This is a genomic window from Paraburkholderia sp. BL27I4N3 (genome assembly GCF_003386115.1).
GTDB lineage: Bacteria > Pseudomonadota > Gammaproteobacteria > Burkholderiales > Burkholderiaceae > Paraburkholderia.
In genome coordinates, this window is the sequence record NZ_QREJ01000001.1 from 1,532,389 (window position 1) to 1,557,691 (window position 25,303).

Consider the following 25,303-nt stretch of genomic DNA (forward strand, 5'->3'; position numbering starts at 1 on the left):
GGCGTCGAATTATCGCCGCTGCCGAGAGAAAAATCTGCCTGCGTCCAGGTGAACCGGTCAGGCTCACTCCCGAGGATTTTGAGATCAGGCGGTAGGCCTCTGGCTGCCGCCCGTCACCACTCAATGCGGTGTTTCTCGTCGGTCTCGCGATGCCGGCGATCATCGTCCATGTGCAGATACTGACTGGTTGTCGTCAGTGACGCATGCCCCAGGTTATCGCGCACGAGTCGCAGATCGAGTTGCTGGTCTGTCATGTGGGAGCCTGCGCTGTGACGGAGCCAGTGTGCCGATGCCTGCTCAAGGCGGGCTGCGCGCTGCACATGGTCGTCGTCCTGCGCGCGCAACGATTCTGCGGCGCCGCTGAAGACGTCCTTCACGATCCGGTGCAACGCGGCGCGCGTGAGGGGTTTTCGTGACTGCCCGATCGGCAGCACGAGCGGCATGTCCTCGCCTGGCGAGGGGAGTGCTGGCAATCCGCGGGTTCGCCGGTACGCGCCGAGTTCCGTCATCATTTCCGAGGTGGCGGGCACCAGCCGATCCCTGTTACCTTTGCCCATCACTTCGAGCCACCAGCGATCCTTGCCGTTTTCGTCGCCCCGGCGGAAAAACCGGCCCATCGTGTTGGTGCCCACTTCGGTAATGCGCAGACCACCCAGATAAAGCAGTGTAAAAAGCCAGCGCACGCGGGCGTGATGTTCACGCTCGCGACTGCTCTGCGTGGGCATCCCCTGGATGAACGTTTTGACGTCAAGCCACAACTCGGGCGACAGATACCGGACGATGCGCGGCTTGGCCCGGCGTGCCCGCCGGCGCGATAACGACAGGGGATTGCCGGCCAGATAGCCGGCCTGCACCAGCCACGCAAACATAACGTTGAGGATCACCATGGCCTGGCGCTGGCTCGATTCCGACAGGGGGCCATAGAACGGCCGCCAGCGCGGATCGTTGCGCGGATGCTTGGGTCCGCCGTCGGCGGTCCAGCGGGCCGCGGGTTGCGGATCGGCGAGAAAGTGCTGATAGACAAGCAGGTCCTCGTGCGTGAGCGAGGAGAGCGGTTGCCCATCTGCAGGGCAGACCACAGCAACAGCCGTTCGGCTTCCTTGCGTTAATTGTCGAACGTCGCTTCGTATCGATGAAACGGGCGAGCCACACGCGGATCGCGTCGAGATCGGTTGTAGCGGCCACCTGCATGCGACGGTTGCGTGGGTCGTGCCGTGGTGGCCATCGAGACCGGCGGGCAATTCGACCGAATCAATAGGATGCAGGGCGGGCACGGCAGTTTTCATGAGCGACGATGCGGCGGATGCAGAATTCGCGGTGTGACGTAATTATGCACGGACGCTCACTCGGAATCTCAACATTACAGGATTAATGTAAAAAATGTTGAGTTAGCAGGCTGCGGAAATACACCCATCCAGAAGCAACATCCTTCGCTCTGCGCGACTACCGCTGCACAATTTTCTGCATTGCGAAATTTCGACGCAAATCCAGCCTGTTTTTCGACGGTTTGAGGCCTGGTCTCGTCTGATTACTGCAATTGCTGCCACTACGGGCGGACCTGTCCTAGCGAACGCATGCGCACGAGGTTGTAGGCGGCCATGTTCAACACGAACATCTGGTCGACTTTCTTCAACCCGCGCACCATCACCTGACGCATGCGCCCCACGGTCTTCGCCCACCCAAAGCCTTGTTCGATCAGCTTGCGCTTTTGCTGCGATATCGCGTAGCCCACGCTGCGCGCAATCTCGTCGGGCACGGCAGAACGGCGACCCGACGTGTTCTGCGCCACGTGCGGCGTGACCTTCATCTGCTGGCAAGCTTCGATGAATTCCTCTGCGTCGTAACCCTTGTCCGCGCCCAGCGTGATTTGCGCCGCCGCATCGGTCGCTGCTTGCCGCGCATCGTTGATCATGACCTTGGCCGCTTCCCGTTCGGCATGTCCGTCAGCACAACTGACGCGGGCGTTGACGACCAGCCCATGGCGGTTGTCGGTCAGCGTGTGGCCCATGTAGCGCAATTCGCTGGCTGTTTTGCCCTTGCGGTAAAGCCGTGCATCGGGATCGGTCTTCGACTCGTGCGTTTCGTTGCTCCGCTTGCTGCCCCTGAAGTCGCTCTCGCCGCTGCCACCGTCGTTATCCCGGTCGTCACCGTCCTTGCGCACAAAGCTCTTGTGTCCCGCCCACGCCTGGATCAGCGTGCCGTCCACGCTGAAGTGCTCGCCCGACAACCAGTTCTTCTTCTGCGCGATGGACAGCACTTCGTTGAAGAATTCGACCACCGCATCGTGCCGGATAAGACGCTCGCGATTCTTCGTGAACACCGTCGGCACCCAGACTGAATCGTCCATCGACAGACCAATAAACCACCGAAACAGCAGGTTGTATTGCGTTTGCTCCATGAGCTGACGTTCAGACCGGATGCTGTACAGCACCTGCAGCAGCATCGCCCGGAGCAGCTTCTCCGGCGCGATGCTCGGCCGGCCTCCCTTGATGTCGGCCTCGTACATCCCAGCAAACATCCGATCCATCTTCGCCAGCGCCTCGTTCGCCATGACGCGAATCGAGCGCAGCGGATGCAAGGTCGGAACGAAATCGTCCAGCTTGCGTACGGAAAACAGACTTTCGGTGAACGTGTCGGTGCTGCGCATGGTTTCCTGGGGGCGGGTGAGCTTCTTACATCAATGCTTTTGTCATCTCCTGCGATGACTTCAGTCCGAGGTATTTCCGCATCCTGCTAGGGCGTAGAAAACTGAGTGGTTTATGTAGTAATTTTTAGCGAAACTGTTCCGCCGAAGTGCTTTGTGAGTGACCCGATGGCTCCTCCCGATACAGCGCTGGCCGTCGAGGTCGGCCATTTCAAGATCCGGTTCCCGAAGTGCAGCAAGGTCTGTGCGCGCGGTTTTCCTTTTCGGCAGGGCAAGCACATGTGAGTTGCCATTCTTACGTGCCGGCGCAACGGCGCAAGACTATTGCTGTAAGTCCATCGTCTACGGTGAAAGCCGGTTAGCGGGGGGCAAGCGTTTTCCGGCTGCGTTGTGTGAACGCCCTGATCCGGGAAGCACCGCGGTTGCGCGATCTGGATGCCGAACTATTCTTCGATATCGACAAGATTCGTGACGCATCTGTGCTGACCGACGTCAAGCTGCCGGCCGGGTCCGAGCCCAACGAGATCCTGCATGGTCGCTTGCTCGGGCAGATCCCTCGACCGCAAGTACGACGCCGAACACGGCGCGAAAGCTATTTGGATGGCATTCAAAGAGGTTCATGTCGCCGCCAGGACATTGCAGAAGTTACGCGCCGGCGGTCGCGCTTCATATTGTGTATAAGCCGATGGCTTTAGTGTCCAGATCAATCTTGCTAGTCTCGCCGTCGGCGCCCAAAACCGGCGCAAGCCTATCCTGCCATCCCTTGTTTTCAGTGCATTTTTTGCGGTCCAGAGTAAACGCCGTGCGTTGTCATTGCGATGACGTTGCGAGGTGGGGTTGATGAGTGAGTCAACGCATTGCGTAAAACGATGCGTTACGGGATGCGCAACCAGTGCGTCATGAACTGCCAACCAGTGGCGAACTCAATGTGTGAAGTATGCGCGCTGCCACCCGTTGGGTGCTCACCAAAATGCGAATGGTTTGCTGGGTAAATGTGCTGATGGCTGCGCTTCGCAAGGCGCATGAAAATACAAAACGAGAGTGTGCTGGGAGCCGATGCAACGCTCGGAACGAGTGAAAACATGTTGACTGTGCGATTCAAGCGGTGCGCTATGGGGCGAGCATCGAACGGGCAGGCGAGCGCGAAACACAGTGAGCAGTTCCCGGCTAGGTGTGTACAGTCCGCATCCCCACATGTGACACCACCGAAACCAGAATCCGACGTCAACGTGATGGCTTCCGGAGTGAACGGCAAGCGCTACCCCGGCGTTCCTAGATGCGTTGGTGAAGCGTGTCGCGCGCGCACCACATACGTAAAAAAGTGCGTTGTTCTCCAACATTCCCTTCGCTGCCAGTGTGTTCCTACGCGGGAAAGTCGTGCGCAAAAACCGTGTTGACGCGCGCTCAGGACGTGCGCACGATGGTGTCACATCGATGCGTAGGCGATGTTCAGGAGGGTAATGATGCCTGTTGCGAAGGTCTATACGAAGTCGCGATGGGAGGCGTTTGGTCGCGCACTCGACGCGCTGCCGGAGAAGCCGGATACCGAACGTGGCGTGACGGTGCGCGATGCGATGAAGGACATGCGTGTGCGCGTGCGGACTGCGCAGGCGAAGGGCTATACGCTTGAGCAGATCGCGGAGCAGGCGCAGCAGCAAGGACTCGACATCACGGCTGGGACCATTCGCTATGCGCTCCGCTCGACCGGAAAAGGCGGTAGCGCAGGTGGAGCCGCGCGGCCAGCACCAGGTGCATGCGCGCCCGGCGCTGAGAAGGTGTTCACGGCGCAATCGCGCGCGCAGGATGCGACGTCTCAGACAAAGCATGTTCGCAAGGATGGGGGAAAGACGGAAGCCAGACTGCAATCCGGGCCAGTGCAGGGTGCACTCGGATTTGCGATCCGGCCCGATACCGACGATCTGTAGAGGAGTCGCGATGGATACGGCAGTCAATCCCATCTATCTCGTGGGCGGCGGCAAGGGCGGCGTTGGCAAGAGCCTCGTCGCACTCGCGCTGGTCGATCATCTTCAGCGGCGCGGCGTCAAGCCCGTGCTGGTTGAGAATGACACGTCAAACCCGGACGTGATGAAGGCCGTGCAGGGCGAGATTGATTGCGCCGCGTTCGATCTGGACGAGGCGGACGGGTGGATCAATTTTGTGAACTACTGCGACGAGCATCGCGACGCGGTTGTGGTGGTCAGCACGGCAGCCCGCAACCAGGATGGAATCGCCCGCTACGGCGCGACGCTGGCCAGCACGCTGAGCGAGCTTGGCAGGCGGCTCGTCGTGTTCTGGGTGATCAACCGGCAGCGCGACAGTCTGGAGTTGCTGCGTCAGTTCGGTGAAACCTTCCCGGACGCGATGACACACGTTGTGCGCAATGGCCACTACGGCACACCGGACAGGTTCGTGCTGTATCAGGACTCGAAAATCCGCAAGAGTATCGAGGCGAAGGGCAAGTCGCTCGACTTTCCCGAACTCGCGGATCGCGTGGCGGACGATCTGCGCAGTCAGCGCCTGTCAGTTCGCAAGGCGGCGGAGTCGCTGCCCATCGGGCAACGCGCGGAACTACTGCGCTGGCGGGCGCTCTATGACGCGATGTTCGTCGGGGTGACGGGCAATGCCTGAGCGGCGGGCGCGGCGCGGGCGTCCTGTCGATCCACTCGCCCGGCTCTTTTATGACGTCACCGGGGAAAAGCCGGACGACGCGATCCTGCTGCGTATGCGTCGGGTGTCGACGGCTCTGAATCTGCGCGACAACGATGCGCTGTGGTCGGTGCTGGCGGTGCTCGAATACTATGCGCGGCTTTACGAAGCGATGCCGGAGCGCATTGAGCAGGCAGGCAAAGGCAGTCTGGGCGCGATGCGCGATGAGGCACGTGAGGCGACGGACGCGCTCATGGCGCAGCACCGTGACGCGCTCGCGCGCTGCAAGGCGACAATCGAACTCGCGGAACGCATGGCCGTTGAACACGAGGCGAGGTATCGCGCGACGCTCGCGGCAATGAATGAACAGGCGTTGGTTGCGCAGGCGGGGCGCGCGGCTGATCGTATTGCGCGCATCGCGGGAAACCGCGTGGTGGGCGCGGTAGCCGTCGCGGCTCGCGAGCATCGGCGGCAACTCGACGCAGCGGTAGCTCTGTTTGAACGCGAGATGAACGCGGCGGCGGCGCGTGCCGCGAAGATCGACCAGATTGCCGCGCGACGTACGACGAAGGCGTTCCGCGCACTGGTGGTCGGGGCGCTGATCGCGATTCTATTCGCGGCGACAGTGGGTGGGCTGGCGGGGCGGTACACCGGCAGTCATCCGGTGCGTGCAGACGGTTCGCCGTCTGCACGCGCGGGTCATGCGTCGTCGGTGTCGCCTTTCACGAACGCGAGGGCATCATGAAGCATGAGCGAGGCCGGCTGCGGTCGGGAAAGGCCACGGCGGCTGCGTGCCGGCTGTGGCAGGAGATACGACCACATCGTAAGCCGTGTTGTTGATGCCACTATGATCGGTCCCGGGCTCGGCGGCACCGTCGTCATCCTCCTGAGCGTCGTCGGGACCGTTGCCGGTGTCCGTGTCGTGTTCGTCCGCCCCGGCCTCTCCGTCGTCGTCGTCGTGGGCTTCCCATGACGGCGTGACAGGGATTTCCGTATCGGTGAGGATTTCCGGGAGCCATGCGACCTTCGCCAGACGTAATTCGGCTGCGGCAGCGGCGTCGACCTTCTTCATTTTCCCGAGGTCGGCTGCAACCTTGGGGGAGACGGCTACGGACACGACTTCCCCGATGCGCGCCTTACTGACGTGATGAAAATACGTGGCGCGGGTCGGCGTCCAGTACCGGGTCATGTCCAGATTCAGCGCGCCCGCGAGCGCGCTGATCGCCTGCGGCTTTTCCTCGCCCGCGATGCCGTCGAGCAGGGTGCCGGTGCAGAAGGCGAGCAGATCGAGCAGCGTCGTGCCGGGATCCTGCTTCGCGAGCCACGGCAGCAGGTCGGCGCGTTTCGCGGGCAACTCGGCGGTCCATCGGGCGCGTTGTGCCTCGACGGCGTTCCATGCAGCACTGGTGGGCAGGTCGTCCGCCGCGCGCAGCAGGCTGTCGCGATTGTTGTCGCCAGATAGCGCCAGATAATCGCGCGCGGACGTGTAGCCATAGTGCTCGGGCAATGCCTGCGGAACGAGATGCCGCAACAGGGCGGCGAGCGCGACGGCGGGCTGCGCGACCATTTCGGCGTGGACTGCGACCGTGCGGTGCGCGGTGAGTCGCTGGCAGAGTTTCGCGCTGTGGACTGGTTTGGTCCTTGGTACAGGACCATCTGCCGGGTCCGCCGCTTCCGCCTGCGGCGTGCCGGTGACAGTCGCACCCGTCGCGTCCAGTGCCGCACTGTTCTCGCGCCGCACGAGACCGCGCTCAATGAGCAGTTTTCCCTGCGGATCGATGATCACGAACGCACCCGCCTCCGCCATCTGCTGTGTATCCCACACGAGAGCGCGGCTTTCGAGTGCGACGATCGCGGCGTTGACTCGTTCGATTTCAGCATCGAGGCGGTCGGCTTCCTCATAGGCACTTTCGTCGTCCTCGGACAGTGCCTCCAGCTTCCCGGCCAGTTTCTGCGGTAAGCGCATCCACTTCGCGCTGCTCGTCGTCCGTCAAGGGGCGCTGGACGGGGCGCAGCTTGCCGTAGCGGTTAAGCTCCAGCATGTCACGCTCGACTCGGGTTTCTGTCCAGCCCCAACCCTCGGCGCGCACTTCGTCTGCGGCTACGTCGAGTTTCTGCGCGACGAGACGCTGCAGCAGTTCGGCATCGGCAATGTAGCCCGCATTCCCGTCGTCGCTGAAGAGATCACGGCGTACATACCCGCCTGCTGCTTCGTAGGTGTCGAGGCCAATAAAGCGCACGAGGCGGCTGCGGCTCGCATCGATTTCGGACCGCGTGATCGCCTGCCGCAGATAGTTGGGCTGGCGCTGCCACTCGTTCGCATCGAACCAGATGTGTTCCTGCGTTTCGTGGTTGTCAGCGAGGGCGAGTGCGGCAAGCTGGTCTAGCGTTATCGCGTCCTCCCGCAGCAGGGCCAACAGCTTTGGGGATACGCTGGCGAGCTTCATGCGCCGTTTGACTGTGAGCGGCGAGGCAGAAAAGAGCGCGGCGATGTAGTCGACGCTTCGCCCTTCCTCTGCCAGCAGCCGGTACGCGCGCAGCACGTCGAACGGATCGAGTCCTTCGCGCTCGGTATTTTCGATCAGAGAACCGGCGAGGGCTTCGCCTTCACTGACGATGCGCACGGGGACCGGGTAGTCGGCGGCGATGTCTTTCTGTTCGAACAGGAGGTCGAGGGCGGCTTCGCGGCGCTGACCGGCACACACGCCATATTTGCGCTGCTTGCCGCGCGATCTCTTGATCTCGTGGACGATGAGATTTTGCAGCAGACCCTTTGCCCGGATATTGGCGGCAAGGCCGGGAATGCCCGACAGGGGTTTCGTGCGCGCATTGAGTGGCGACGGTCGCAGGTTGGAATACGGCACGGTCACGATGGGTTGCTCGTTACCGAAGCGGGTTTCGAGCATGGTGGCTTGTTCGGCGGTGTCTACCATAGTGGTTTCGGACTTGGCTTGCATGACTGACTCCAGAGAGTAGAAAAGAAGGTTCCGGGCCGGGCACTACAGGATTCCATCAGGACTTGGCCCGGATAGGAGTCCTGATAGATGAAAATAAGGGGCGGCTTTCCCGCCCCTGTCGTGGCTACGCTTTCATCTGGCGCATTGCGTCCGCGAGCATCCAGAGGGCACGATTGAGCTTCACGTTTTGGTCGATTCCGGTGATGGGACGGGTGGACATCGAGCGACCCGTGCGCGAACGGCCAGGAAGGCCGCCTTTCGTGAGGTTTTCCTGGACGCGGTTGAAGACGGTCCAGAGGTCGTCGCGGCGATCCTCGAAGCGGCGCGGGGCGAGTAGTTGGCTTTCGGTGACCGGGGCTGGTGCCTCGGCGTCGCTCGGGTCGTAGCGCAGTGCGAGCGCGGAACGGGCGAAGGCGTGCTGCTCGTCGCGGTTCAGTTCGACCGCACGCATGCCGTCCTTCTGCTCGTGGATCAGATCAAAGCCGTCGAGCACGTCGAATGCGCCATTGATGACGTTCTGGACGATGTTGCCTTTGTGCGGCACGCGTATATCGCGGACATTGTCGCCCGCCACCATTCCGTTCTGACAGACGAAGCGCAGCACGCCTGCTAGCATCTGATAGCTGCTCGTGCCATCGTGCGAGTTCAGCAGCACGATTTCGTTGGCCTCGTCGCCGATAATCTGCTCGGCGTGGCGAAGCCGGAGCATATGCTTCGTGTATTCGCGCTTGCCTTCATCGCGCACGCGGGTCTGACAGACCATGAACGGCTGGAAACCTTCATTGCGCAGGCCGCGCAGCACATCGATGGTCGGAATGTAGGTGTAGCGTTCCGAGCGGCTTTCGTGCTTGCCATCCGCAAAGATCGACGGCGCGACGCTGCGGATCTGGTCATCCGACAGGGGGGCATTGGCACGCAGCATCGGGGAGCCGTGACGGAAAGAGGAAGCGAGTTGCATGGCATTCTCCACAGCAAAAGGGTTTGATTACGGGCTGTGGGATGGTCTTGTCGCTTGCGCGTGAAACCTTCCCGGTGGAACTCGGGGTTGGCTTCTGCTTTTGCCTGGTGCCCGGTTTCCTGCCCGTGCGACCCAAGGAGTCGAAGGCGGGGCGGTGTCAAGGAAAGAGGCGAGGGAGGGGTGCGGGCAACACGGTCCCTCGCCCCTTGACGCCGCCCCGCCTTCGACTACGGTCGCGGGATAGGGCAGGAAACTGGGTGCCGGGCAGATGCCGGAGCACGAGTGCGGCGGGAACGACTGCGAAGCCTCGGTTATTCACAGTTTTTGGGGGCAACGCTGTGGATAACTTGATGGACGAAACCGCAAGTAATTGAGTGATATGGGATTTGCCTGCGAGGTTAGTCGCAAGTACGAAATTAAGGCTACACTGAACAAGCCGCGAAATTGGCGACGCGTTAGCAATTTGAACGTCGTCAAGTCATGAGGCCGAGCTTGCGCCGTTGCTTTGCGGCCCTCGCGGGCCTTGTGGGCGGGCACTTTGCCCGCCTTTGGCCCACTATGGGCGTACCGATGCCGTCAGTTGCCTGCGCGACAGGTAGACGTTGGCCAGCGCGAGCGCGACGAACGCCCGGTTGGCGTTCTTTGCCAACCCGCGATAGCGCACCTTCGTAAATCCCCATAGTCGCTTCACGACCGCAAAGACATGCTCGACCCGGGCCCGGATCTTCGACTTGTTGCGATTCCTGCCGCGCTGCACCTCGTCGACTTCTCCGCCCGCACGACGCGTCCGCTGATTGGTGAAGTCGCGTGCCTTCGGCGCCTTGCCGTGAATCAGGTCTTTCTGGCTCGCATAGGCGCTGTCGCCGTAGACGCGCTGCTCCTGGCCGTGCAGCAATTGCGGCAGCGGGTGCTTGTCATGCACGTTGGCCGGAGTGAGCACTGCGCTGTGCGCCAGCCCGCTTTGGCTATCGACACCAATGTGCAGCTTCATGCCGAAGTACCACTGCTTACCCTTGCGGGTCTGATGCATCTCGGGGTCGCGCGCCTTCTGTTCATTCTTTGTCGAGCTCGGCGCACCGATGATCGTGGCGTCCACGATGGTGCCGCTCCTGAGCTTCATGCCGCTGGCCTGAAGTACCCGGCCCACTTCGGCGAAGAGCTGCTCACCCAGTTGGTGGGTCTCCAGCAGGCGCCGGAATTTGAGCAGCGTCGTCGCGTCCGGCACGGCTTCGCAGCCCAGATCAATACCCACAAAGCGACGCAGGCTAGCACTGTCGTACAGTGCCTCTTCGCAGGCGAAGTCGGCCAGATTGAACCAGTGCTGGATGAAGTGAATCCGCAACATGCGCTCCAGACCAATTGGCGGGCGGCCATTGCCGCGTTTCGGATAGTGCGGCTCGATCACCGCGCACAACTGCGCCCATGGCACGATCGCATTCATCGTGTCGAGAAACTCGTCGCGCCGCGTGCGTTTGCGGTGCGTCTCAAAACCCGCACCTTGATCGGCTGCCATCGCCAGCGTCTGCTGCTTCATCCTGGTTCGCCTTCCTCATTCAATCCGATCTCTATAACGCTTGACGTACCGGATCGGTGGACTTAATCAGCGTTGCCTTAATCAGACTTTGGGCGTCAACGAGGTGAATATCTTTTTCTCGTGAGCGCGGTGGACGGCTAGACAGCAGGCGCCCCTTATACTGTTAGCGACGTGAAAACAGGGGAGCGGATATGGCGCTTCAGTGGATGGGGTATCTGAAGCAGAGCGGCTGGATGGATCTGCTGAAAGTTGGGGGTATCGCAAGCATCATCAGTTCGGTTATCACGCTGGGCTGGAATGGCGTTCGGGAAGCTAGGGCCACCAGGCGCGAAGTGCGGCATGTGGCGTTGACCGTAGCCATTTCGCTGGAGAGCTATGCGCGGGACGCGCGTTTGATGATGCATCGGGCAGATTGGGCAAGGCAGGAGGCCGCGCGCGAACAACGCTATGATCCGCTCAAAGGCGTTTCCGTTGTCGAATTCACATTTCCGGAGCCGATTGACTGGAAATGGCTGAACCACAAGGTGGCCTCGCAACTCCGGGAGTTTCCGGCCACGCTGCATTCGGTTCGTCAGTCCTTGGCTGCGGAATGGGAGTATGGTGATCCGCTCGATTGGTGCGTGGAGGTGGAATTCGAGTGTGCAAAAGCGGCGAAACAGGCGCTCGAACTCTCACGTTTGACGCGTGCGAAGCACGGCGTTGCGTCATGGGATCCCGGCGTGACGGATGTTGATTTGGAAAGAGAACTCACGCAGTACATCGCAGCGCAAGGTGAGAAGCGCGAGGCTTGCCAGAAGAAACAGCAGGCGGTGACGGCCGACATGACTGTCGATGGACCTGACTCTAACGTGCTGTGACTTTCCCATCGTTTAACGAGCCAATCTGGTTTCTAACAAACCGGATTAGCTCGGACGATCAGATAAAGTCGTGAACAGTTTGCGAGAGCCGGCACGCTTCTAAGTGTCTTTATGGATCCTGTCTCCGATCCGGTCTAGCTCCTTGGACGATCCAAACGCGCCAGAGAGAATTGCAACATCGTTTGACGTTAGACTCTCGATGCTCAGCCCTTTCAGCGCAACGTTGCCGACCAGCCGATTTGCCATTGCACTTGCGCCGCCCTTGATCGTTTCCGTTCCGAACTCATGGAACCGGCCCATCAGGCAACGGGCCAGGTCCCAACGTGCCTCGCCATCGTGCATCAGCTTCTCAACTGTCTGTTCGCTGTCGAAAATAGCGGCCGAGGTGGCCTCGCTGTTCTGCACGCCCAAGGAACGTGGAATCACGTCAACAAAAAATCCTTTGCCAAATATCTCAGAGCGTGAGATGGCTTGTCGCCAGAGTCTTGCCCGTTGTTCATCAGCAATGGTGGCATCGACGAGCAGGTCGTTCAGCAACGCACGTCCGCTGTCATCCTGAGAAGAAAGCCACACATTCAGGGCTAGGTCTGCGTCCCCACTGGCCTGAATGGCTCCGCGACGAAGCAGCGCAACGGTAACCGCCCGACGCGCATCATCCGCGATGTGTCGTGACACGATCTGCCATGCCTCGTTCAGTGTCGCTATCTGCTCCGGCTCGTTGGTATTCAACGTGCTCACAAGCGCATCAATTTGCTCGACCGACAGGCCTGGATATCGACAGACGAACGGTAGCGCAAGTCGCGGCTCGACCTTCCAGAGGGCGCATGCGGCCTCGATGAGACGCGCGCGCTTGTCCTGCCCGACCACACCGCGGTCGAACATGTCGGAAACGGAGGCGAGCACATCGTCTTTCACGGTGGCCGCCTGGCTGATTGAAGTGGCACAGGCCTCTTCAAACAAGACAGAGGGGTCGTACGGTGCGAGCGTCGGGGCCGACACGGGCCAGCGACCGACCATCTGTCGATGTAGCAGCGCGTAGTGACCCGGATAGTTTCTGGCCTGCTGGAAGAGTTGCTGCAGCGAGCTTCCAAGCGTTGTCGGTGTTGCATGAGCAAGCACTTTTGCGATGGGCGGAAAGATCGCTTTAAGATAGTTCTCGTTCGAGGCCCGGTTGGCAAGATTGCTCAAGGCATTGTCTAGGTGCGCCTTGAATGGGGCGTTGCCCCAGCTGGAGGCGGGAAGCCCGGTGACGAATGCTGAGTAACCGTCTGCCATGGAATCGTTAATCGTGTCCTTGCTCAATATGGTGGTCACTGTGTTGGTGGCTGCGGCCTTGAGGCTGTCATCCTCTTTGGGCAGAAGCTCGGTCAGCATCTCAAGACACGGCAGCGGAAGGTCCGAAATAATCCGCGGCGCCCAGGTGATCAACACCGCCGTGGCTTTCGCCGTGTTCACCCGACGCAGTTGAGAGACGAGGTCGCACGCGAGCTGGGCGTGAGCATCGTTGCGACTCCACGCTGTTGCAAGCTCGACCAGACCCTGCAGCGCGCTGTCGTCGAGCGACTCTATCTGGACTTGCCCCTGCATGACCGGACATGCAGTCACGCTTAGGTTGATGAATTTGCTCGTTGGCGAAACTCGCGTGGTGAGCAGTATTTCAGGGCGCTGTGCGGATGCGACTCGTTGTAGTGGTCAAACGCGATGGCCAGGTTCTGCAACGCCGTTCTCGCGTCCGGCTTGGGCATCCACGAGACGTAGTCTCTCTTCATAGTTTTGACGAAGCTCTCGGCCATCCCGTTGCTCTGCGGACTTCTGACCGGCGTCGTGATGGGTTTCAGGCCCACTTTTTTCGAGAACGTCAGCGTCTCCTCGGCAATGTAGCAGGAACCGTTGTCACTGAGCCATTCGATTTCGTTGTCGGCCTTCAGCGCACCATCGAAACGGTTTTCCACAGCCTGAAGCATGACATCACGCACCATGTCACCGGTATAGCCTCCAGTGGTCGCAGCCCAGCTCATAGCCTCCCGGTCGCAGCAGTCCAGTGCAAAGATGACGCGCAACGGCGAGCCGTCATCACAACGGAATTCGAAGCCGTCCGAGCACCAGCGCGCATTGCTCCGGTCCACCGCGACCTTGCCGTCGTGCCGGCGCGTTGACTGGGCATGGCGAGGCCGGCGTTGGAGCAGCAGACCGTGGGTATGCATAACCCGATAAACCCGTTTTGCATTAACGCGAGGCTGTCCCTGCGCGTCCCGGTTTCGCCGCAGCAGGGCCCATGCACGCCGATAGCCGTAAGTAGGCAAATCAGCAACCAGCCCCTGAAGCTCCGCGACGAGCGGCATGTCGTCACGGGCGGGCGTTTTGCGCTTGTCGACCCATTCAGCTTCGCGCTTTGATTTCACCGCTAGATTAGAGCGCGACACACCCAGGACTTCACAGACCGTCTTCATCGGTCGTCCCCCGGCAGCAATGGCGAGCGCGCAATCAATTTTTTTGCCCGGCCGTACTCCACTGCTTCGCGGAGGATTTCCACTTCCATCGTCTTCTTGCCCAGCAGTCGCTGGAGTTCACGAATCTGCTTCATCGCCTCGGCCAGGTCGGATGCCGGTACCACCTGCTCGCCGGCACTGACTGCTGACAGACTTCCGTCCTGATAGAGCTTGCGCCAGGCGAACACCTGGTTTGCATTCACCTGATGACGACGGGCAACTCCGGAAACGGTTGCGCCGGGCTCGAAGGTCTCGCGCACTATCGCGAGCTTCTCCTCGACAGAGCGCCGGCGGCGCTGTTCGGGCTGGGTCAAAACTTCAATGGGTTCCACGTTAGAGCTGGGCTTAAACATAGGCGTAAGACTACCTCAAAGTTTAAGCGTTACCTCGTGTCCGGTTTTCGCGGGGGCCGGCCCACTATCCGTGCGACAACCAGCTTCTTCAGTTCGGGGAATGCCTCATGAACATCGACCTCGGAACTGTTGTCTGTGAGGTCGTGCAGCAGGCGGGCGGCGAAGGCGCTGACGAACGACGAGATTTCGAAGTCCGTGGCGAGCCCCTCATTAGATACTGTGACCTGCCAGGCGGTTCTCGCTGCAACTGACTGAGTGAGGGCCACAAACCGGCACACCATTGGCCACGTTGTGCGCCGTGCCTCTTCTCCCAGCGCCATCTGTTCGGAGAACACACCGCCAGCGCGTCGCATCGCGGCATCCATATCGAATGTCGCCGGCTCTTCCTTTTCGAGTTCACCGGCAAGCGCGTCCACATAGCGCGTCTCCAGCGAACTGGCGATGCTGCCTGCGTCGTCAGAAAGCCAAGCCTCCAGTTCCTCAAAACCGAGCTGTCTGGATGCGTTGCGAACACGAACATTTCGGGCAAGCAACCAGTCCAGGAACAGCGCATCTTCCCTCGCTTCCAGGCCTTGTTCCGCACGCGCACGGATGGCAAGCGCAACAATGATTCTCACCATCCCAACTGCCTCGTCCAAGCTCGGCGTCTGGCCAGAGTCAAGCTTGAGGCTCAGATCGTCGTCTACCATCGCATCGCCAATGAGTCGGGAAGTCACGGCACGTTGGTCGGAGCCTGCCGCTTTGGTGAGCAGCCCCCTGATTCGTGCAGGTCCCAGTTGCGCACGCAGGTCCGGACTGTCGTCAAGCGTCCTGCAAAGCTCATTTAGCACCTGTGTGAGAGGTGGGTCTGGAATCCGCTCGATTACGTCCGCCATCACGCGTGCGCCATTCGTGCGGCGTGCTTCCGTTTCGCCTCTCAGATCTTCAAAGAGGTTGTAAAGGTTCTTTGCCTGCTCCAAACTCAATGGCGAAACATCATGGTGCCTGCCCAGTCCCTCCAGAACGCCGTTTGTGTCGCCGGATACAAACGCGTTTCGCAGGGGCGCAATCTTCGGTCCCAGTCGTCGCGAGACAGGGTCTTCGGAGAGCAGTAGCAGGCTTTCCAGTGGCTGGGGCCATCGAACGCCCACGAGCCCGGCGAGAAACTGACGTAGTGGCCGGTATTCCGGCCGCAGTTGCGGTTTCTGCTCAGCGGCAGCCTGCTGCCCACCCGAACCGGGCTCGTACAAGTATTTGTCGGCGAGGATTCGCTGGATGGATTCCGGGCGCTCCGACAGACTTTGCCCTCTCACGACCACTTCTGTGAAGTGAAAAAGAAGCTCGGGGTCGTCCTGCAGCTCGCGATAAAAATCCGGAAAACTCACCTTCAGGGCTGAAAGCGCGCCTAGCGATATGGGATGATCGGTGACGGCCCCTTCGTGCAACCCACCGGCGCGATCGCTTCCTACCCCGTCGGCTTCACGCTTCTTTGCCAGCCACCACGACTGCTCGAATGCGTTGACGATCTGCAGCGCATTTCGCGGATCCTGCACGCCCGCGTGAATCATTCGGTCAACAACGGGCGCCAGAGGCACGCCGCGCGCTGCGAGATCGGCCGCAACGCCCCCCATGCTTTCCAGCTTCCGGGTAGCAAAGTCTCGCATGTCGTTACGCGGTGACGGTGGAATCTCCAGGCGAAACTGGAAGATCCGGTCGAGATACCGTCGGGCATCAAAGCGGTTGAACACTGTTGCGGGCAAGTCGGCCGAGCGCCGGCCTTTGGCCAGCGCATCCGCAATCTTCCCTTCGTCGCATGAGATGACGAATACGAGACCTAGTCCCTTCGGCAGGCGACCTTTCGGAATCTCCATGAACGTGCGCACGCCATCCAGACCGAGCACCATCTCTTCCGCCGACAACCTGTCCAAATCATCAACGAAGACAACCAGCCGTTCGCATTTCTTCCCGCTCCGCCCGTCAGGGGACTCGTCTTTTCCGTCCTTGTAGCGGGCAAGCTGTCCAACCAACATGTCCTCGTACTGCTCCGAACTGGTGCTCGGAAGCATCACGCGCGTCATGGCAGACGTTGCCTTCACTTCTGGTGGTTTCACGTGCTTGAACACGTATCCAAAGAGAATCGCCACACACAACGTCAACGTCGCCTTGGTCACGTCGTGACCGGCGCCAAAAACCAAGTTGCTGGCGGCGAGAACGATGATGAATGCGACCATGACTGCCAGCACAGCGGGAATCGGCAGCATCCAGGAGCGAAGCGTTTCCCAAAAGTATTTGAGCGTCGGTTTGGGTTGCTCCGTGATGTGGCTGATCTGGCGGAAGAGCCTGTCCTGCAGGTTTTCCTCGTGCCCTCCGAGTTCAAGGAATACGTGGCGCAGGAGCGCCCGCTTGATGTCCTGGTCACGCCCGCCAAAGCGCCATGCATTAAAAGTTATGCACTGGATCTTCTCCGATCGCCTCGTGCCCTGATGCTTTGTGGCATCGTTTCGAAGCTCGGCCATGTACATCTCTTTGATACTGCTCTTACCCGTGCCCCAGCCACCGAGAAGGCCAATGCTGAAAGGGGTCGGGTGATCCTCCGACTCGATCAGACTGCGTAACGCAAGCGCGAAATGACGGTGACCAAACGCGTCGAGTTGCGCGTCCGCGATTTCCCGGTCTAAAACGGACGGCATTTCACTGGAGGCGGGAGTTTCTCTTTTCATGGTCTATTTTTTTAGCGCCGTTTTTGACATGAAGACCGATCGAAAACCTGCTCGATTCGGTTGTGCCCACTTGATCTCGATCGAAATGAGCGACCCAGTTCATCCGGCAGACGAAAGTCCCGGCTTGAACCTAGTCGCTCCCGAAAGGTTTTGACAGTACAGGAGGTGTGAGCCAAAGTATGTCACACGGCATAATACTCCGGCGGGCCCCGATAAACGCACCACGAGGCTCCGGATTCGATGAGCTGACAACATGGACAGCCATAAACTGCGGTCTGTCGTCGCTGATGGAAACAACCGAGTCGTCGCGGAGCCGACGGGCGCTAGGCGCGCCCACCGTAGCCTTTTGCTGAACGCATGTATTTGCCACTCCGCGCAAGTGATTGGCTGCGCGTTTCTCAGAAGCCGGAATTTACTGTTGCGGCTGGCCATCGCAGTACGTATCGCCGTGATACCGAGAATCTAGATCCATTCAGTCGGCACTAGGCCTTGTCCGCGCCACTCTTCGACGCGATGGACGTTGGCGAGTCCACCCCAGACTTCTTCATCAGCGTGATCAAGTACGACGATCTGCAATCGGCCTGCGGTTTTTGTGATGATGCCGTCGAAAAGCGTAAATACTTTTCGTACAGCAGCTACGTCCTCGTTGTCCCATTCTGGGTCTAAGTTCGCATCTGATGCCTTTCCTGCTCGTAGGGTTGGAAAGTAGACTTGGCTTGGTTGATCATAGATTAGCAAACCCGGCACTGGATGATTCAGCTTGCTCAGAAAAAAGCCTTGCAGAGCAAGGGTGAGCGCGACATGGTATGCGAGCCAATTTGCACCGCTACCGATCTCCCAAAGGAAATCATCGCGCGTACCACGAATAACCTTTACCGTGAGATCTTGGATATTGAGTCGAATAGGGGCATCTGGCCACTCGCCATCAAGCTGTGGAATTAGTCGTGATGAAATGGATTGGATCGTATCCAGAGCGTTTTCCGTTTTCCGACCTATCTCATGTTCAGATATCAGTTTGTTCAGGTCCTCAACCTGTGTCCTTAGCGAGGAAATATCTTCATTAAGTGTTGAAGACGTGTCGAGCGTTTCGTACAACCTCAGGGCTTCTTCTAGGCGGCCGAGGAAACGGGAGATTTCCTCGCCACGAGTTGTCACCTTGCGCGCTTTTTCCGATCGACCTTCCAGTGTCCTTATTTCTTGGCGAACTGCCGCGAGATTTGCAAGGGTCGTATCCACTCCTTCGCGCTGACGAAGCGTTTCTCTTCCCAAAGATTCCGTAACTCCCGGATGCGATCGCAGCCGAAGTTCTATGCCGTCAAGCGCCTCGCAAAGCTGATCAATCCGCGCTCGTCCCGCATCGCTCGGTTCAAGTACCGACGCCGGACGTTCGGTGGCCAATTCACGAATCCATCTCGACAATTCCAACCGATCACGCTGGACGTGGAGGCCATCCCGAAACGTATCACTACTCTCATCTAGGCGCCGCAATTCGTGCAGACGATTACGAGACTGATCAAGATCCATCACGAGCTTGGACTCAGCCACCCGTAGCTCAGTGAGCCGCGCTAATATGACGTCCATAGAAGCGAGCGTTGGAGTCGCGGCTTGAGCGTCGCTTTGCATTGCGGCTCGAAGTAGGTCTACGATCGAGGACCAGTCGTTCGGTACAGTTGTGTCCGCCGGCAGTAGTCCGTACTCAATCGCAAGACGTACCCAAGCGAAGCCCTCGCGTTGCCAAGAAGCTCCGGAAGCCTGCCGGGCTTTCAACTCGCCTTCCTTTCGGCGAAGCAGTCGTGCGATGCGTTCCAATTCGTGGCGCGCTTGCAGAAGTTCTGGGCTGATTGCACCAAGCACGTAAGGGAAGATGGTTTTTAGCTTTTCGCGATGCTCCGTGGTGTCCGCCTTGAAGAACATGACATCGGGGTTCGCGACGATATTCTGAGGCTGAAAAATGAAAGCCATCAGATCTCGAAAGCTTGGCCGTGACTTGAACCGATCCTCGCTACTAGGCTCAAATTGCAAGTTTGACAGGCTGGCGAGGCGATTCAGGACTGCCTTGACGTAGTCAACTGTCTGGTTCTTCTCTTGGATGACAGCCGGCGGCTCGATTTCCGCTCCCTCCAAAAGCAAGATGTCGCCAGAGGCCTTCAAATCGCCAGGCTCCCGGCGGGCAATCAGCTTTTGTCCCTCAAGGGTATCGATCAGCACACCGAACCATGAGCAACTCTCGCGAATCACGCCGACTGGAATAGTGCATTTTTCTGATCCCAGACAGTAGTCAATTATCGGTATCACCGACGACTTGCCGGTCTTCGATGCCCCGCTGATGACGTTGACCACGCCGGGCTCGAACGTCACTACGCGCGGTTCGCCACCGCGTCGTGGCCATAAAATGAGTTGTCGCAGTTGAAAATACATCAAAATCCCACTTTCAGTGTGTGCACTACCTGCTGATCGGTGAGGCCAGCAAACCAGTAGCCGATTCTTTCGCAAGCAGGCCCAAGGCGTCGAATTCGCTCCGGCAGCACAGGTATGCGCAAGTCGTCGTACGGGCCATTTGACCAGATCGTGGCTGTCATCGGATCGATCCGAACGAGACCGGCTCGCTCCGCAGACACTAGTGAGTCCAAGGTCAGTCGTCTTAGCGCCATTGCTCGACTGTGAATCGCAATGAGATCTTCCCGCTTATCCCCGAGCTTGCCGGCGAACAGATGCAAGCCCGATGCTTTATGCGTACTCAGCACCATCGCCAAGGTTGGGCTATGCAGGATCAACGGAAGGACAAGGAATGCGAGGGGCAGCGTCGCTGCGTGTCCATTACGATCTTGGTATCCAAGTCCGAACGTCCAAAGGGCGTATGCACCGAGCGCCTCGTTCTGAACCAGTGCAGCCTCGCTAAGGCGGCGTAGTTGAACGACTTCGCTCATGTTTCGTTATCCTCATCTAGAAGGGATTTGTGCTCCGGATGCCAGCCAAGCTCTCGCTTGTCCGCCAGATCGTTGAACGCTCCATGGGTGAAATAGTTCGGCACCGTGCGGCTACCTATGGGCACCTCCAAGACCGAGCATCGGCCATAGACGAGTCGGCCTTGCACGACTTCCGGCTTGTCTGAATAGAGATCTTTGACCTCGCCGGCAAACGCTTCGTGCCGACGCAGCAATGAGTCTTCCCAATCCTTAAAGGTGTCGTCGTAGATGAATCCGGCTTCGGCCCACTTCACCTTGTCGCCGGACGTTCGCATGAGATCACTTGCCGCCCGAAGTTGCTGCGCCTCTGTAGCTTCGATTAACTGAAGTTGGCGCACGAACATCGGTCTACCCAAGAGTACTGCCTTCGTGTCAACCGTCGTTGGAACCGCGGATAGCGAGGCAAGGTAGCCGGGCATGTTGTTCTGCTGAACGAAGGCGTGAAAGCTCTTCCGAAACTCTCCGACACCAATCAGAGCCGGCATGCCGTCACGGATGAGGCGATCTGCTCTCGCCTGTGCCATGCCAATGGCAGCTTCGCAAATGACGTCAATTGACCCGTCCGGAACAGTGGGCTCTAGCAGGGCTCGCAGAGGCTGTATGGGATCTGCATCGTTGCTGAAAATGGACGTCTTGCAAATGACCTGATTGCGAAGAGCAGTTGCCACATCAAGAAATCTTTGCACGTGAGGCATGCACTTCGGCGGTTCGGCCTTCTTGCTGAGTTTGTCGTTGACCTGTTTGAGCAGCCGGTCTACGGCATCGGCAGACATTGCGTCATGAATGGCAGAGCTTACCTTTCCGGCCTTCGGTGGTGTCACGTACAGGCGAAATGTTGCTTTGCTCCCGTCCACCTTCTTGGACTCGACCGCGACAAGCCAATTCGCAATGGTTTTCCAAAGGTCCTCGGACCAATCAGAGAGTGCATTGTGGGACAGTGCGCTCTTGCACTGTTCCAAAAGAACATTTCCGTCCGAGTAGTGAACGGCGACATCATCCAGAAGCTCTAAGGAAACGCTCGAATCCGATGGGCTGCTGAGGAGGTGGTAGCAGAGCCGGACTGGCTGCAATGAGAAACCCAGATAGGGGCCAGGCGCGCTGTGCTTGACTAAGGCTGTCATCCGCTCCGCCCCAGGCCTGCCCGACTATGAAATGCTTCCCATCTGCAAGTCGTAAACTCCATGATGTTCCCCGAATCTCAGCGCAATTCAGCTTACGGCTGGTCTGCACGATTTGTTACGCATAGGGCACTCAATCTAGGTCTCCTGCGATCGAATCATATCCGATTAAACGGCCACACTTTGGTTAACGGCCTGGTAGGGGGAGACTTTAGCTCATGATACGGAGCAGTGTTCGGGGTGTGGGCGAACGCCATCATTGTGGGCGCGCCGACTACCTGGGCCGGCGCCTCGTTGGCGAGTTGAATGCTCTCCCTCACGCCGATAACGCGTCGATGAGATCAAGATCGCTGTCGTCGCAATCTGTCTCTGTTGTGGACTCGGCAAGCTCCGCCTTTGATTGTCGGCAGTCTTCGATGAATGCTGCCCATCGTTCCGGGCAAGGCGTCGTTGGCCGCAGTACGTGTATTGATCGTGGATTCCTTCGACGCCGGGAAGCTTGTGATGCAGGCACATCTCCGATACGTCGCGGCTGATGCTTAGCTTCTGCATATGAGACTTCATGGTCGAACGAAGATGATGCGGTGTAAATCGGCGTATTGAAGGTTCGTGGTTGTCAATCCAATAATCGATGCCCCCCCGGATCGCATCCTTGCTTAGATGTGCGTCGACATCATGCCGGGCCGCCCGGCTGGCTGCCCTGGCTGTGCAGCATATAGCGGGAGAGGGTATTGAGTGCGAGCAGTTCGCGGAACCAGTCGACAACTACCGGTGCGAGTGGAATACGCGCGAGTGCCCCTGGTTGGTTCGAGAATCGGGTGTTAGGAGGGTGAGCTCGAAGTGGTCGAGATTGGCCCGTTCGTGTCCGCGGCAAATGAAGCACAGGTCTGCTTCCGGGCACGTTTGGCCTGAGCCGGCGGCCTAGCTAGCCGGCGCGGTCATCCATACACCGTGGGCCGTGTGCGAAGTCGTGGGATGACCGTCAGGGGGCCTCTATCAGTTCTGTTCTGGCGCCGACGCGTCGGTAGCTGTATTCATGCAGGTTAATAAGCGGCGAATCCAGATTGCACGGTGCCTTGCGTCCTTCTATCAGCTCGTGACGACGACACTGATTTTCCAGAAATCGCAGTTCTGGCGCCAGTTCGCCCAAGCGAACGGGCTAGCGAGTCGGCAGGATGAGCGCTATGGTGGGAACCAGCATCGCTCTTGTCAACAAAAATCAAAGCGGACCGCTGCATCATTTTGCGGAGCGCGTCGTATGCGAAATGCATTATTTTCAGGAGGTTCGGTCGAAAACTAATAAATTAAATGGGTGACAGCTCAAGTAATTGCCGTCATGGTCGTTATAGCAGTTGGGCGAGCATCGGGTGAGGTTGTGTGGTGTATACCGAAGAATTGGACGATTGTCCAATCCATTAAAGGCTGGGCCATAGAAACGTTGCCGATTTGCGAAGTGGCCACTTGATGCGCTGGTTAATATATTCGCAATCAACAGCTTCAACCGGTGACGCAATGTATTGCATGTCGCGTGTAGGCTTATGAAGGCGATGGCTGGTTCGAGGGCGGAGCGATTGATAGGAGCGCCTGCAGACTTCAATCGATCAGGTTATGCCATTGGGAATTTTATCAATCTGGTCCATCATCGGTAGAAGGGCGCGCATCATGACGTGCCAACGGGGCAATAAATGGCGCTATATGAGCTGGCCGTGTTGGGTGCACCCACAACAAGGCAGGCGGAAGAGTTGCAGGGGGTGGTGTCGAAGGTCGTCGATTCGTTCGGCATGACTCTCGGGAACGAAGTCGGCTGGTCTGTCTGTCCAGACGCGTTTGCGCCACCATCCAATCTCGCTGCGGCTGCAGTATTCTACGGCGGTGCGGAGGCGCTGAAGCAGGATGTTGCTCCACTTCTACGTCGCGGCGTTCCTATACTGCCGGTCGCGTCGGAACTGACGCGCGTGCGTGAAGAAATACCGGAGGCGCTAAGGCAGCTTAACTGCATTGCGTATGGTGCGGCCGGGGCACAGCGGGTCGCCGTTGCCCTCCTGGAATGTGCCGGGTTGCTACCGAAGCAGCGTCGCGTATTTGTCAGCTATCGCCGCAACGAGTCACGCGAAGTGGCGCTCCAGCTTTTCGATGAGCTGTCCGCCCGCCAGTTTGACGTCTTTCTTGATACGCACGACATCCGGCCCGCCGAGGATTTTCAGGCCATGTTATGGCATCGCCTGTGCGATTCCGACGTTCTTGTCATGCTCGATACGCCGGGGTATTTCGAAAGTCGGTGGACCAATGCAGAATTCGGCCGCGCGCTCGCAAAAGGTATCTCAGTGCTGCGGATCGGATGGCCTGACCAGACGCCATCACCTCGTACTGGCACCGCGAGCCGCGTGGAGTTGCTGGCATCGGACTTCCAGGGCAGTGGGCGCATATCGGCTGATGCGATCGAGAAAATCTGTTTGCAGCTTGAGATGGTGCGAAGCCAAGGGTATGCCGTGCGCAATCTGAATCTCGTGAGCAAGCTGCGCCTCGCAATCGAGACGATTGGGGGGGCGTTTGTCGGCGTTGGCCCGCACAAGGCGGTGCACGTTAGTTTGCCCGATAGCAGGCCGGTTATCGTACATCCCGCGGTTGGCGTCCCCACCGCGCTGACGTTACATGAAGCAACAACCCATACGCCGGATTCGACGAGCGCGGTAATGTACGACCCAGTCGGCCTCCACCCGGAGTGGCAAGCGCATCTGGACTGGCTTGGAGGTCAGATTCGCACCGTTAGGTGGATGAAGGTGGAAGAGGCGGCGTGGCGGCTCGCCGACTGGGAGGGTTGAAGCGATGAAGGAGCTATTTCTGTCAGCCAGCGTTCCGCAACCGGAGGGTGGCCGGTTCTTCGACGATGCTGATCCGTTTTTGATCCAGTTTGCCGTGCGTGAGCTTGTAACAGCGGTATTGGGCCGGAGGAAGATTGTTTTTGGCGGACATCCGGCGATTACACCAATGATATGGGCGGTATGCGAAGACCTCGGGGTGAGTTACGCTGCTGGCGTGGTCATCTATCAGAGCAGGTTTTTCACCGAATGGTTTCCTGAGGAAAATGCACGGTTTGGCAACGTCGAGTATGTCGACGGGGTCCCGGGCGACCGCGAAGCGAGCCTTCTGCGCATGCGTGAAGCAATGCTGTCGCGCGCCGACCTCGATGCTGCGGTGTTTATTGGCGGCATGCAAGGTGTCATGGATGAGCATGCAATGTTTGAGCGGTTTCACCCGAACGCGAACATGATTGCGGTTTCGGCCCCGGGAGGAGCTGCACGGGAGTTGGCGCAGCAGATTCCGAGAATCGGGCAACCGTGGCATCCCGATATAGATTTCGTGCGACTATTTCATGAACGGCTGAACGTTTCGCCAAACGAACCCAGGCTGTAGTGATTGGGAATCAAGCAGATCCCTTACCCGCAGCGACGGATGTAATTTCTTTGGTCTGTATTTTTAAAAAAATAAGGATACCGAAATGGCAAGGCAGACATTTTTCAGCTTTCGCTACCGTAACGATAACTGGCGGGCAGCCATTGTTAGAAACAGTTGGGTTACCCAGGATAGAAAAGCCTCTGGTTTCTTTGATTCAGCGGAGTGGGAGGAGGTCAAGAAAAAGACCGACGAAAAAATCGCGGCATGGATTGATGATCAGCTGAAGGGAACATCTGTGACAGTAGTGCTGATTGGGGCGGACACCGCGGGAAAGAAGTGGATCAAGCATGAAATTGTCAGCAGTCACAAGAAGGGAAACGGGCTGCTGGGGATATACGTGCACGGGATCAAGAACAGCAACGGACAACTCGGCTCAAAGGGAGCGAATCCGTTCACGGATTTCCGGTTCACAAAGGAGGGCAAGGAAGTGGTCTATCCCGTTTATGACTGGATTGCCGACAATGGATATACGAACCTCGGTAAGTGGATTGAAGCGGCAGCGACAGCTGCAGGCCGATAATTGACGGTTGATTGTGCACGAAGCGGAAAACGCATGTCGTTATTTGGCGCAGTACGGTGCGTCTGCGCTGTCGGGATGATGACGCACTGCCGAAGTGAAACACTCA

General features: G+C 58.8%; 17 protein-coding genes and 2 pseudogenes. 8 read left to right on the forward strand and 11 right to left on the reverse strand.

Annotated features, from left to right (window positions below):
* Positions 1–113: 113 nt before the first annotated feature.
* Positions 114–1,286 (reverse strand): annotated as a pseudogene (locus tag B0G71_RS06960) (tyrosine-type recombinase/integrase).
* Between the two features lie 260 nt (positions 1,287–1,546).
* Complete coding sequence (locus tag B0G71_RS06965) at positions 1,547–2,647, reverse strand: IS5 family transposase (protein WP_116140660.1); 1,101 nt, start codon at positions 2,645–2,647, stop codon at positions 1,547–1,549.
* A 389-nt stretch (positions 2,648–3,036) separates the two neighbouring features.
* Between B0G71_RS06965 and B0G71_RS40895 the strand changes: the two genes are divergently transcribed.
* The 4 genes from B0G71_RS40895 to B0G71_RS06980 all read left to right on the forward strand — a co-directional run bounded on the left by B0G71_RS40895 (position 3,037) and on the right by B0G71_RS06980 (position 6,035).
* Positions 3,037–3,339, forward strand: a complete 303-nt coding sequence (locus B0G71_RS40895) for a hypothetical protein (protein ID WP_147308660.1) — start codon at positions 3,037–3,039, stop codon at positions 3,337–3,339.
* Between the two features lie 768 nt (positions 3,340–4,107).
* Positions 4,108–4,569 carry a hypothetical protein gene (locus B0G71_RS06970; protein WP_116148386.1) on the forward strand — a complete coding sequence of 154 codons (462 nt, stop codon included), beginning with the start codon at positions 4,108–4,110 and terminating at the stop codon, positions 4,567–4,569.
* A gap of 10 nt (positions 4,570–4,579) precedes the next feature.
* A complete protein-coding gene (locus B0G71_RS06975) occupies positions 4,580–5,272 on the forward strand; it encodes a protein mobD (protein WP_116140662.1) in 693 nt (230 codons plus the stop codon).
* Positions 5,265–6,035: a hypothetical protein gene (locus tag B0G71_RS06980; protein ID WP_116140664.1), complete on the forward strand. Its 771-nt coding sequence runs from the start codon at positions 5,265–5,267 to the stop codon at positions 6,033–6,035. The genes B0G71_RS06975 and B0G71_RS06980 overlap by 8 nt, the downstream gene beginning before the upstream one ends.
* On the opposite strand, the pseudogene B0G71_RS06985 reads toward B0G71_RS06980, so the two are convergent.
* The 3 genes and pseudogenes from B0G71_RS06985 to B0G71_RS06995 form a co-directional block, all read right to left on the reverse strand.
* Positions 6,030–8,247 (reverse strand): annotated as a pseudogene (locus B0G71_RS06985) (ParB N-terminal domain-containing protein). The gene B0G71_RS06980 and the pseudogene B0G71_RS06985 overlap by 6 nt on opposite strands.
* 124 nt (positions 8,248–8,371) lie before the next feature.
* Entirely contained in the window at positions 8,372–9,205 is an 834-nt protein-coding gene (locus tag B0G71_RS06990; RefSeq protein WP_116140666.1) for a DUF932 domain-containing protein, read from the reverse strand.
* Positions 9,206–9,761: 556 nt separating this feature from the next.
* Positions 9,762–10,739 carry an IS5 family transposase gene (locus B0G71_RS06995; RefSeq protein WP_116140668.1) on the reverse strand — a complete coding sequence of 326 codons (978 nt, stop codon included), beginning with the start codon at positions 10,737–10,739 and terminating at the stop codon, positions 9,762–9,764.
* 191 nt (positions 10,740–10,930) lie between these two features.
* Here B0G71_RS06995 and B0G71_RS07000 point away from each other — a divergent pair, with 191 nt between their 5' ends.
* Positions 10,931–11,596, forward strand: coding sequence for a hypothetical protein (locus tag B0G71_RS07000; protein WP_116140670.1), 666 nt, complete (start codon positions 10,931–10,933; stop codon positions 11,594–11,596).
* A gap of 99 nt (positions 11,597–11,695) precedes the next feature.
* On the opposite strand, the gene B0G71_RS07005 is transcribed toward B0G71_RS07000, so the two are convergent.
* The 6 genes from B0G71_RS07005 to B0G71_RS07030 all read right to left on the reverse strand — a co-directional run bounded on the left by B0G71_RS07005 (position 11,696) and on the right by B0G71_RS07030 (position 21,224).
* Positions 11,696–13,183 carry a hypothetical protein gene (locus tag B0G71_RS07005; protein ID WP_258875511.1) on the reverse strand — a complete coding sequence of 496 codons (1,488 nt, stop codon included), beginning with the start codon at positions 13,181–13,183 and terminating at the stop codon, positions 11,696–11,698.
* Between the two features lie 20 nt (positions 13,184–13,203).
* Positions 13,204–14,438 (reverse strand): IS3 family transposase gene (locus tag B0G71_RS07010; protein WP_181916731.1). Its coding sequence is split into 2 segments (ribosomal slippage): positions 13,204–14,084 and positions 14,084–14,438, totalling 1,236 coding nucleotides; the frame shifts between segments, so codons are not numbered across the junction.
* Positions 14,439–14,467: 29 nt separating this feature from the next.
* Positions 14,468–17,137, reverse strand: coding sequence for a KAP family NTPase (locus B0G71_RS07015; RefSeq protein WP_258875512.1), 2,670 nt, complete (start codon positions 17,135–17,137; stop codon positions 14,468–14,470).
* A 462-nt stretch (positions 17,138–17,599) separates the two neighbouring features.
* On the reverse strand, positions 17,600–19,555 hold the full coding sequence (locus B0G71_RS07020) for a DUF3732 domain-containing protein (RefSeq protein ID WP_116140672.1): 1,956 nt from the start codon (positions 19,553–19,555) through the stop codon (positions 17,600–17,602).
* Positions 19,555–20,064: a three component ABC system middle component gene (locus B0G71_RS07025; protein WP_116140674.1), complete on the reverse strand. Its 510-nt coding sequence runs from the start codon at positions 20,062–20,064 to the stop codon at positions 19,555–19,557. The genes B0G71_RS07020 and B0G71_RS07025 overlap by 1 nt, the downstream gene beginning before the upstream one ends.
* Positions 20,061–21,224, reverse strand: coding sequence for an ABC-three component system protein (locus tag B0G71_RS07030; RefSeq protein ID WP_116140676.1), 1,164 nt, complete (start codon positions 21,222–21,224; stop codon positions 20,061–20,063). Before B0G71_RS07030 ends, B0G71_RS07025 begins: the two co-directional genes overlap by 4 nt.
* 1,682 nt (positions 21,225–22,906) lie before the next feature.
* On the opposite strand from B0G71_RS07030, the gene B0G71_RS07040 reads away from it, so the two are divergent.
* The 3 genes from B0G71_RS07040 to B0G71_RS07050 all read left to right on the forward strand — a co-directional run bounded on the left by B0G71_RS07040 (position 22,907) and on the right by B0G71_RS07050 (position 25,197).
* Positions 22,907–24,043, forward strand: a complete 1,137-nt coding sequence (locus B0G71_RS07040; RefSeq protein WP_116140678.1) for a toll/interleukin-1 receptor domain-containing protein — start codon at positions 22,907–22,909, stop codon at positions 24,041–24,043.
* Between the two features lie 4 nt (positions 24,044–24,047).
* Entirely contained in the window at positions 24,048–24,635 is a 588-nt protein-coding gene (locus tag B0G71_RS07045; protein WP_116140680.1) for a hypothetical protein, read from the forward strand.
* Positions 24,636–24,720: 85 nt separating this feature from the next.
* Positions 24,721–25,197, forward strand: coding sequence for a TIR domain-containing protein (locus tag B0G71_RS07050; protein WP_116140682.1), 477 nt, complete (start codon positions 24,721–24,723; stop codon positions 25,195–25,197).
* Positions 25,198–25,303: the final 106 nt, after the last annotated feature.

What these genes read in the sequence shown, in the direction of transcription:
- B0G71_RS06965 (WP_116140660.1), bottom strand. Translation starts at nt 2,647, where the DNA reads ATGCGCAGCACCGACACGTTCACCGAAAGTCTGTTTTCCGTACGCAAG.
- B0G71_RS06970 (WP_116148386.1), top strand. Translation starts at nt 4,108, where the DNA reads ATGCCTGTTGCGAAGGTCTATACGAAGTCGCGATGGGAGGCGTTTGGT.
- B0G71_RS06975 (WP_116140662.1), top strand. Translation starts at nt 4,580, where the DNA reads ATGGATACGGCAGTCAATCCCATCTATCTCGTGGGCGGCGGCAAGGGC.
- B0G71_RS06980 (WP_116140664.1), top strand. Translation starts at nt 5,265, where the DNA reads ATGCCTGAGCGGCGGGCGCGGCGCGGGCGTCCTGTCGATCCACTCGCC.
- B0G71_RS06990 (WP_116140666.1), bottom strand. Translation starts at nt 9,205, where the DNA reads ATGCAACTCGCTTCCTCTTTCCGTCACGGCTCCCCGATGCTGCGTGCC.
- B0G71_RS06995 (WP_116140668.1), bottom strand. Translation starts at nt 10,739, where the DNA reads ATGAAGCAGCAGACGCTGGCGATGGCAGCCGATCAAGGTGCGGGTTTT.
- B0G71_RS07000 (WP_116140670.1), top strand. Translation starts at nt 10,931, where the DNA reads ATGGCGCTTCAGTGGATGGGGTATCTGAAGCAGAGCGGCTGGATGGAT.
- B0G71_RS07005 (WP_258875511.1), bottom strand. Translation starts at nt 13,183, where the DNA reads ATGCAGGGGCAAGTCCAGATAGAGTCGCTCGACGACAGCGCGCTGCAG.
- B0G71_RS07015 (WP_258875512.1), bottom strand. Translation starts at nt 17,137, where the DNA reads ATGAAAAGAGAAACTCCCGCCTCCAGTGAAATGCCGTCCGTTTTAGAC.
- B0G71_RS07020 (WP_116140672.1), bottom strand. Translation starts at nt 19,555, where the DNA reads ATGTATTTTCAACTGCGACAACTCATTTTATGGCCACGACGCGGTGGC.
- B0G71_RS07025 (WP_116140674.1), bottom strand. Translation starts at nt 20,064, where the DNA reads ATGAGCGAAGTCGTTCAACTACGCCGCCTTAGCGAGGCTGCACTGGTT.
- B0G71_RS07030 (WP_116140676.1), bottom strand. Translation starts at nt 21,224, where the DNA reads ATGACAGCCTTAGTCAAGCACAGCGCGCCTGGCCCCTATCTGGGTTTC.
- B0G71_RS07040 (WP_116140678.1), top strand. Translation starts at nt 22,907, where the DNA reads ATGGCGCTATATGAGCTGGCCGTGTTGGGTGCACCCACAACAAGGCAG.
- B0G71_RS07045 (WP_116140680.1), top strand. Translation starts at nt 24,048, where the DNA reads ATGAAGGAGCTATTTCTGTCAGCCAGCGTTCCGCAACCGGAGGGTGGC.
- B0G71_RS07050 (WP_116140682.1), top strand. Translation starts at nt 24,721, where the DNA reads ATGGCAAGGCAGACATTTTTCAGCTTTCGCTACCGTAACGATAACTGG.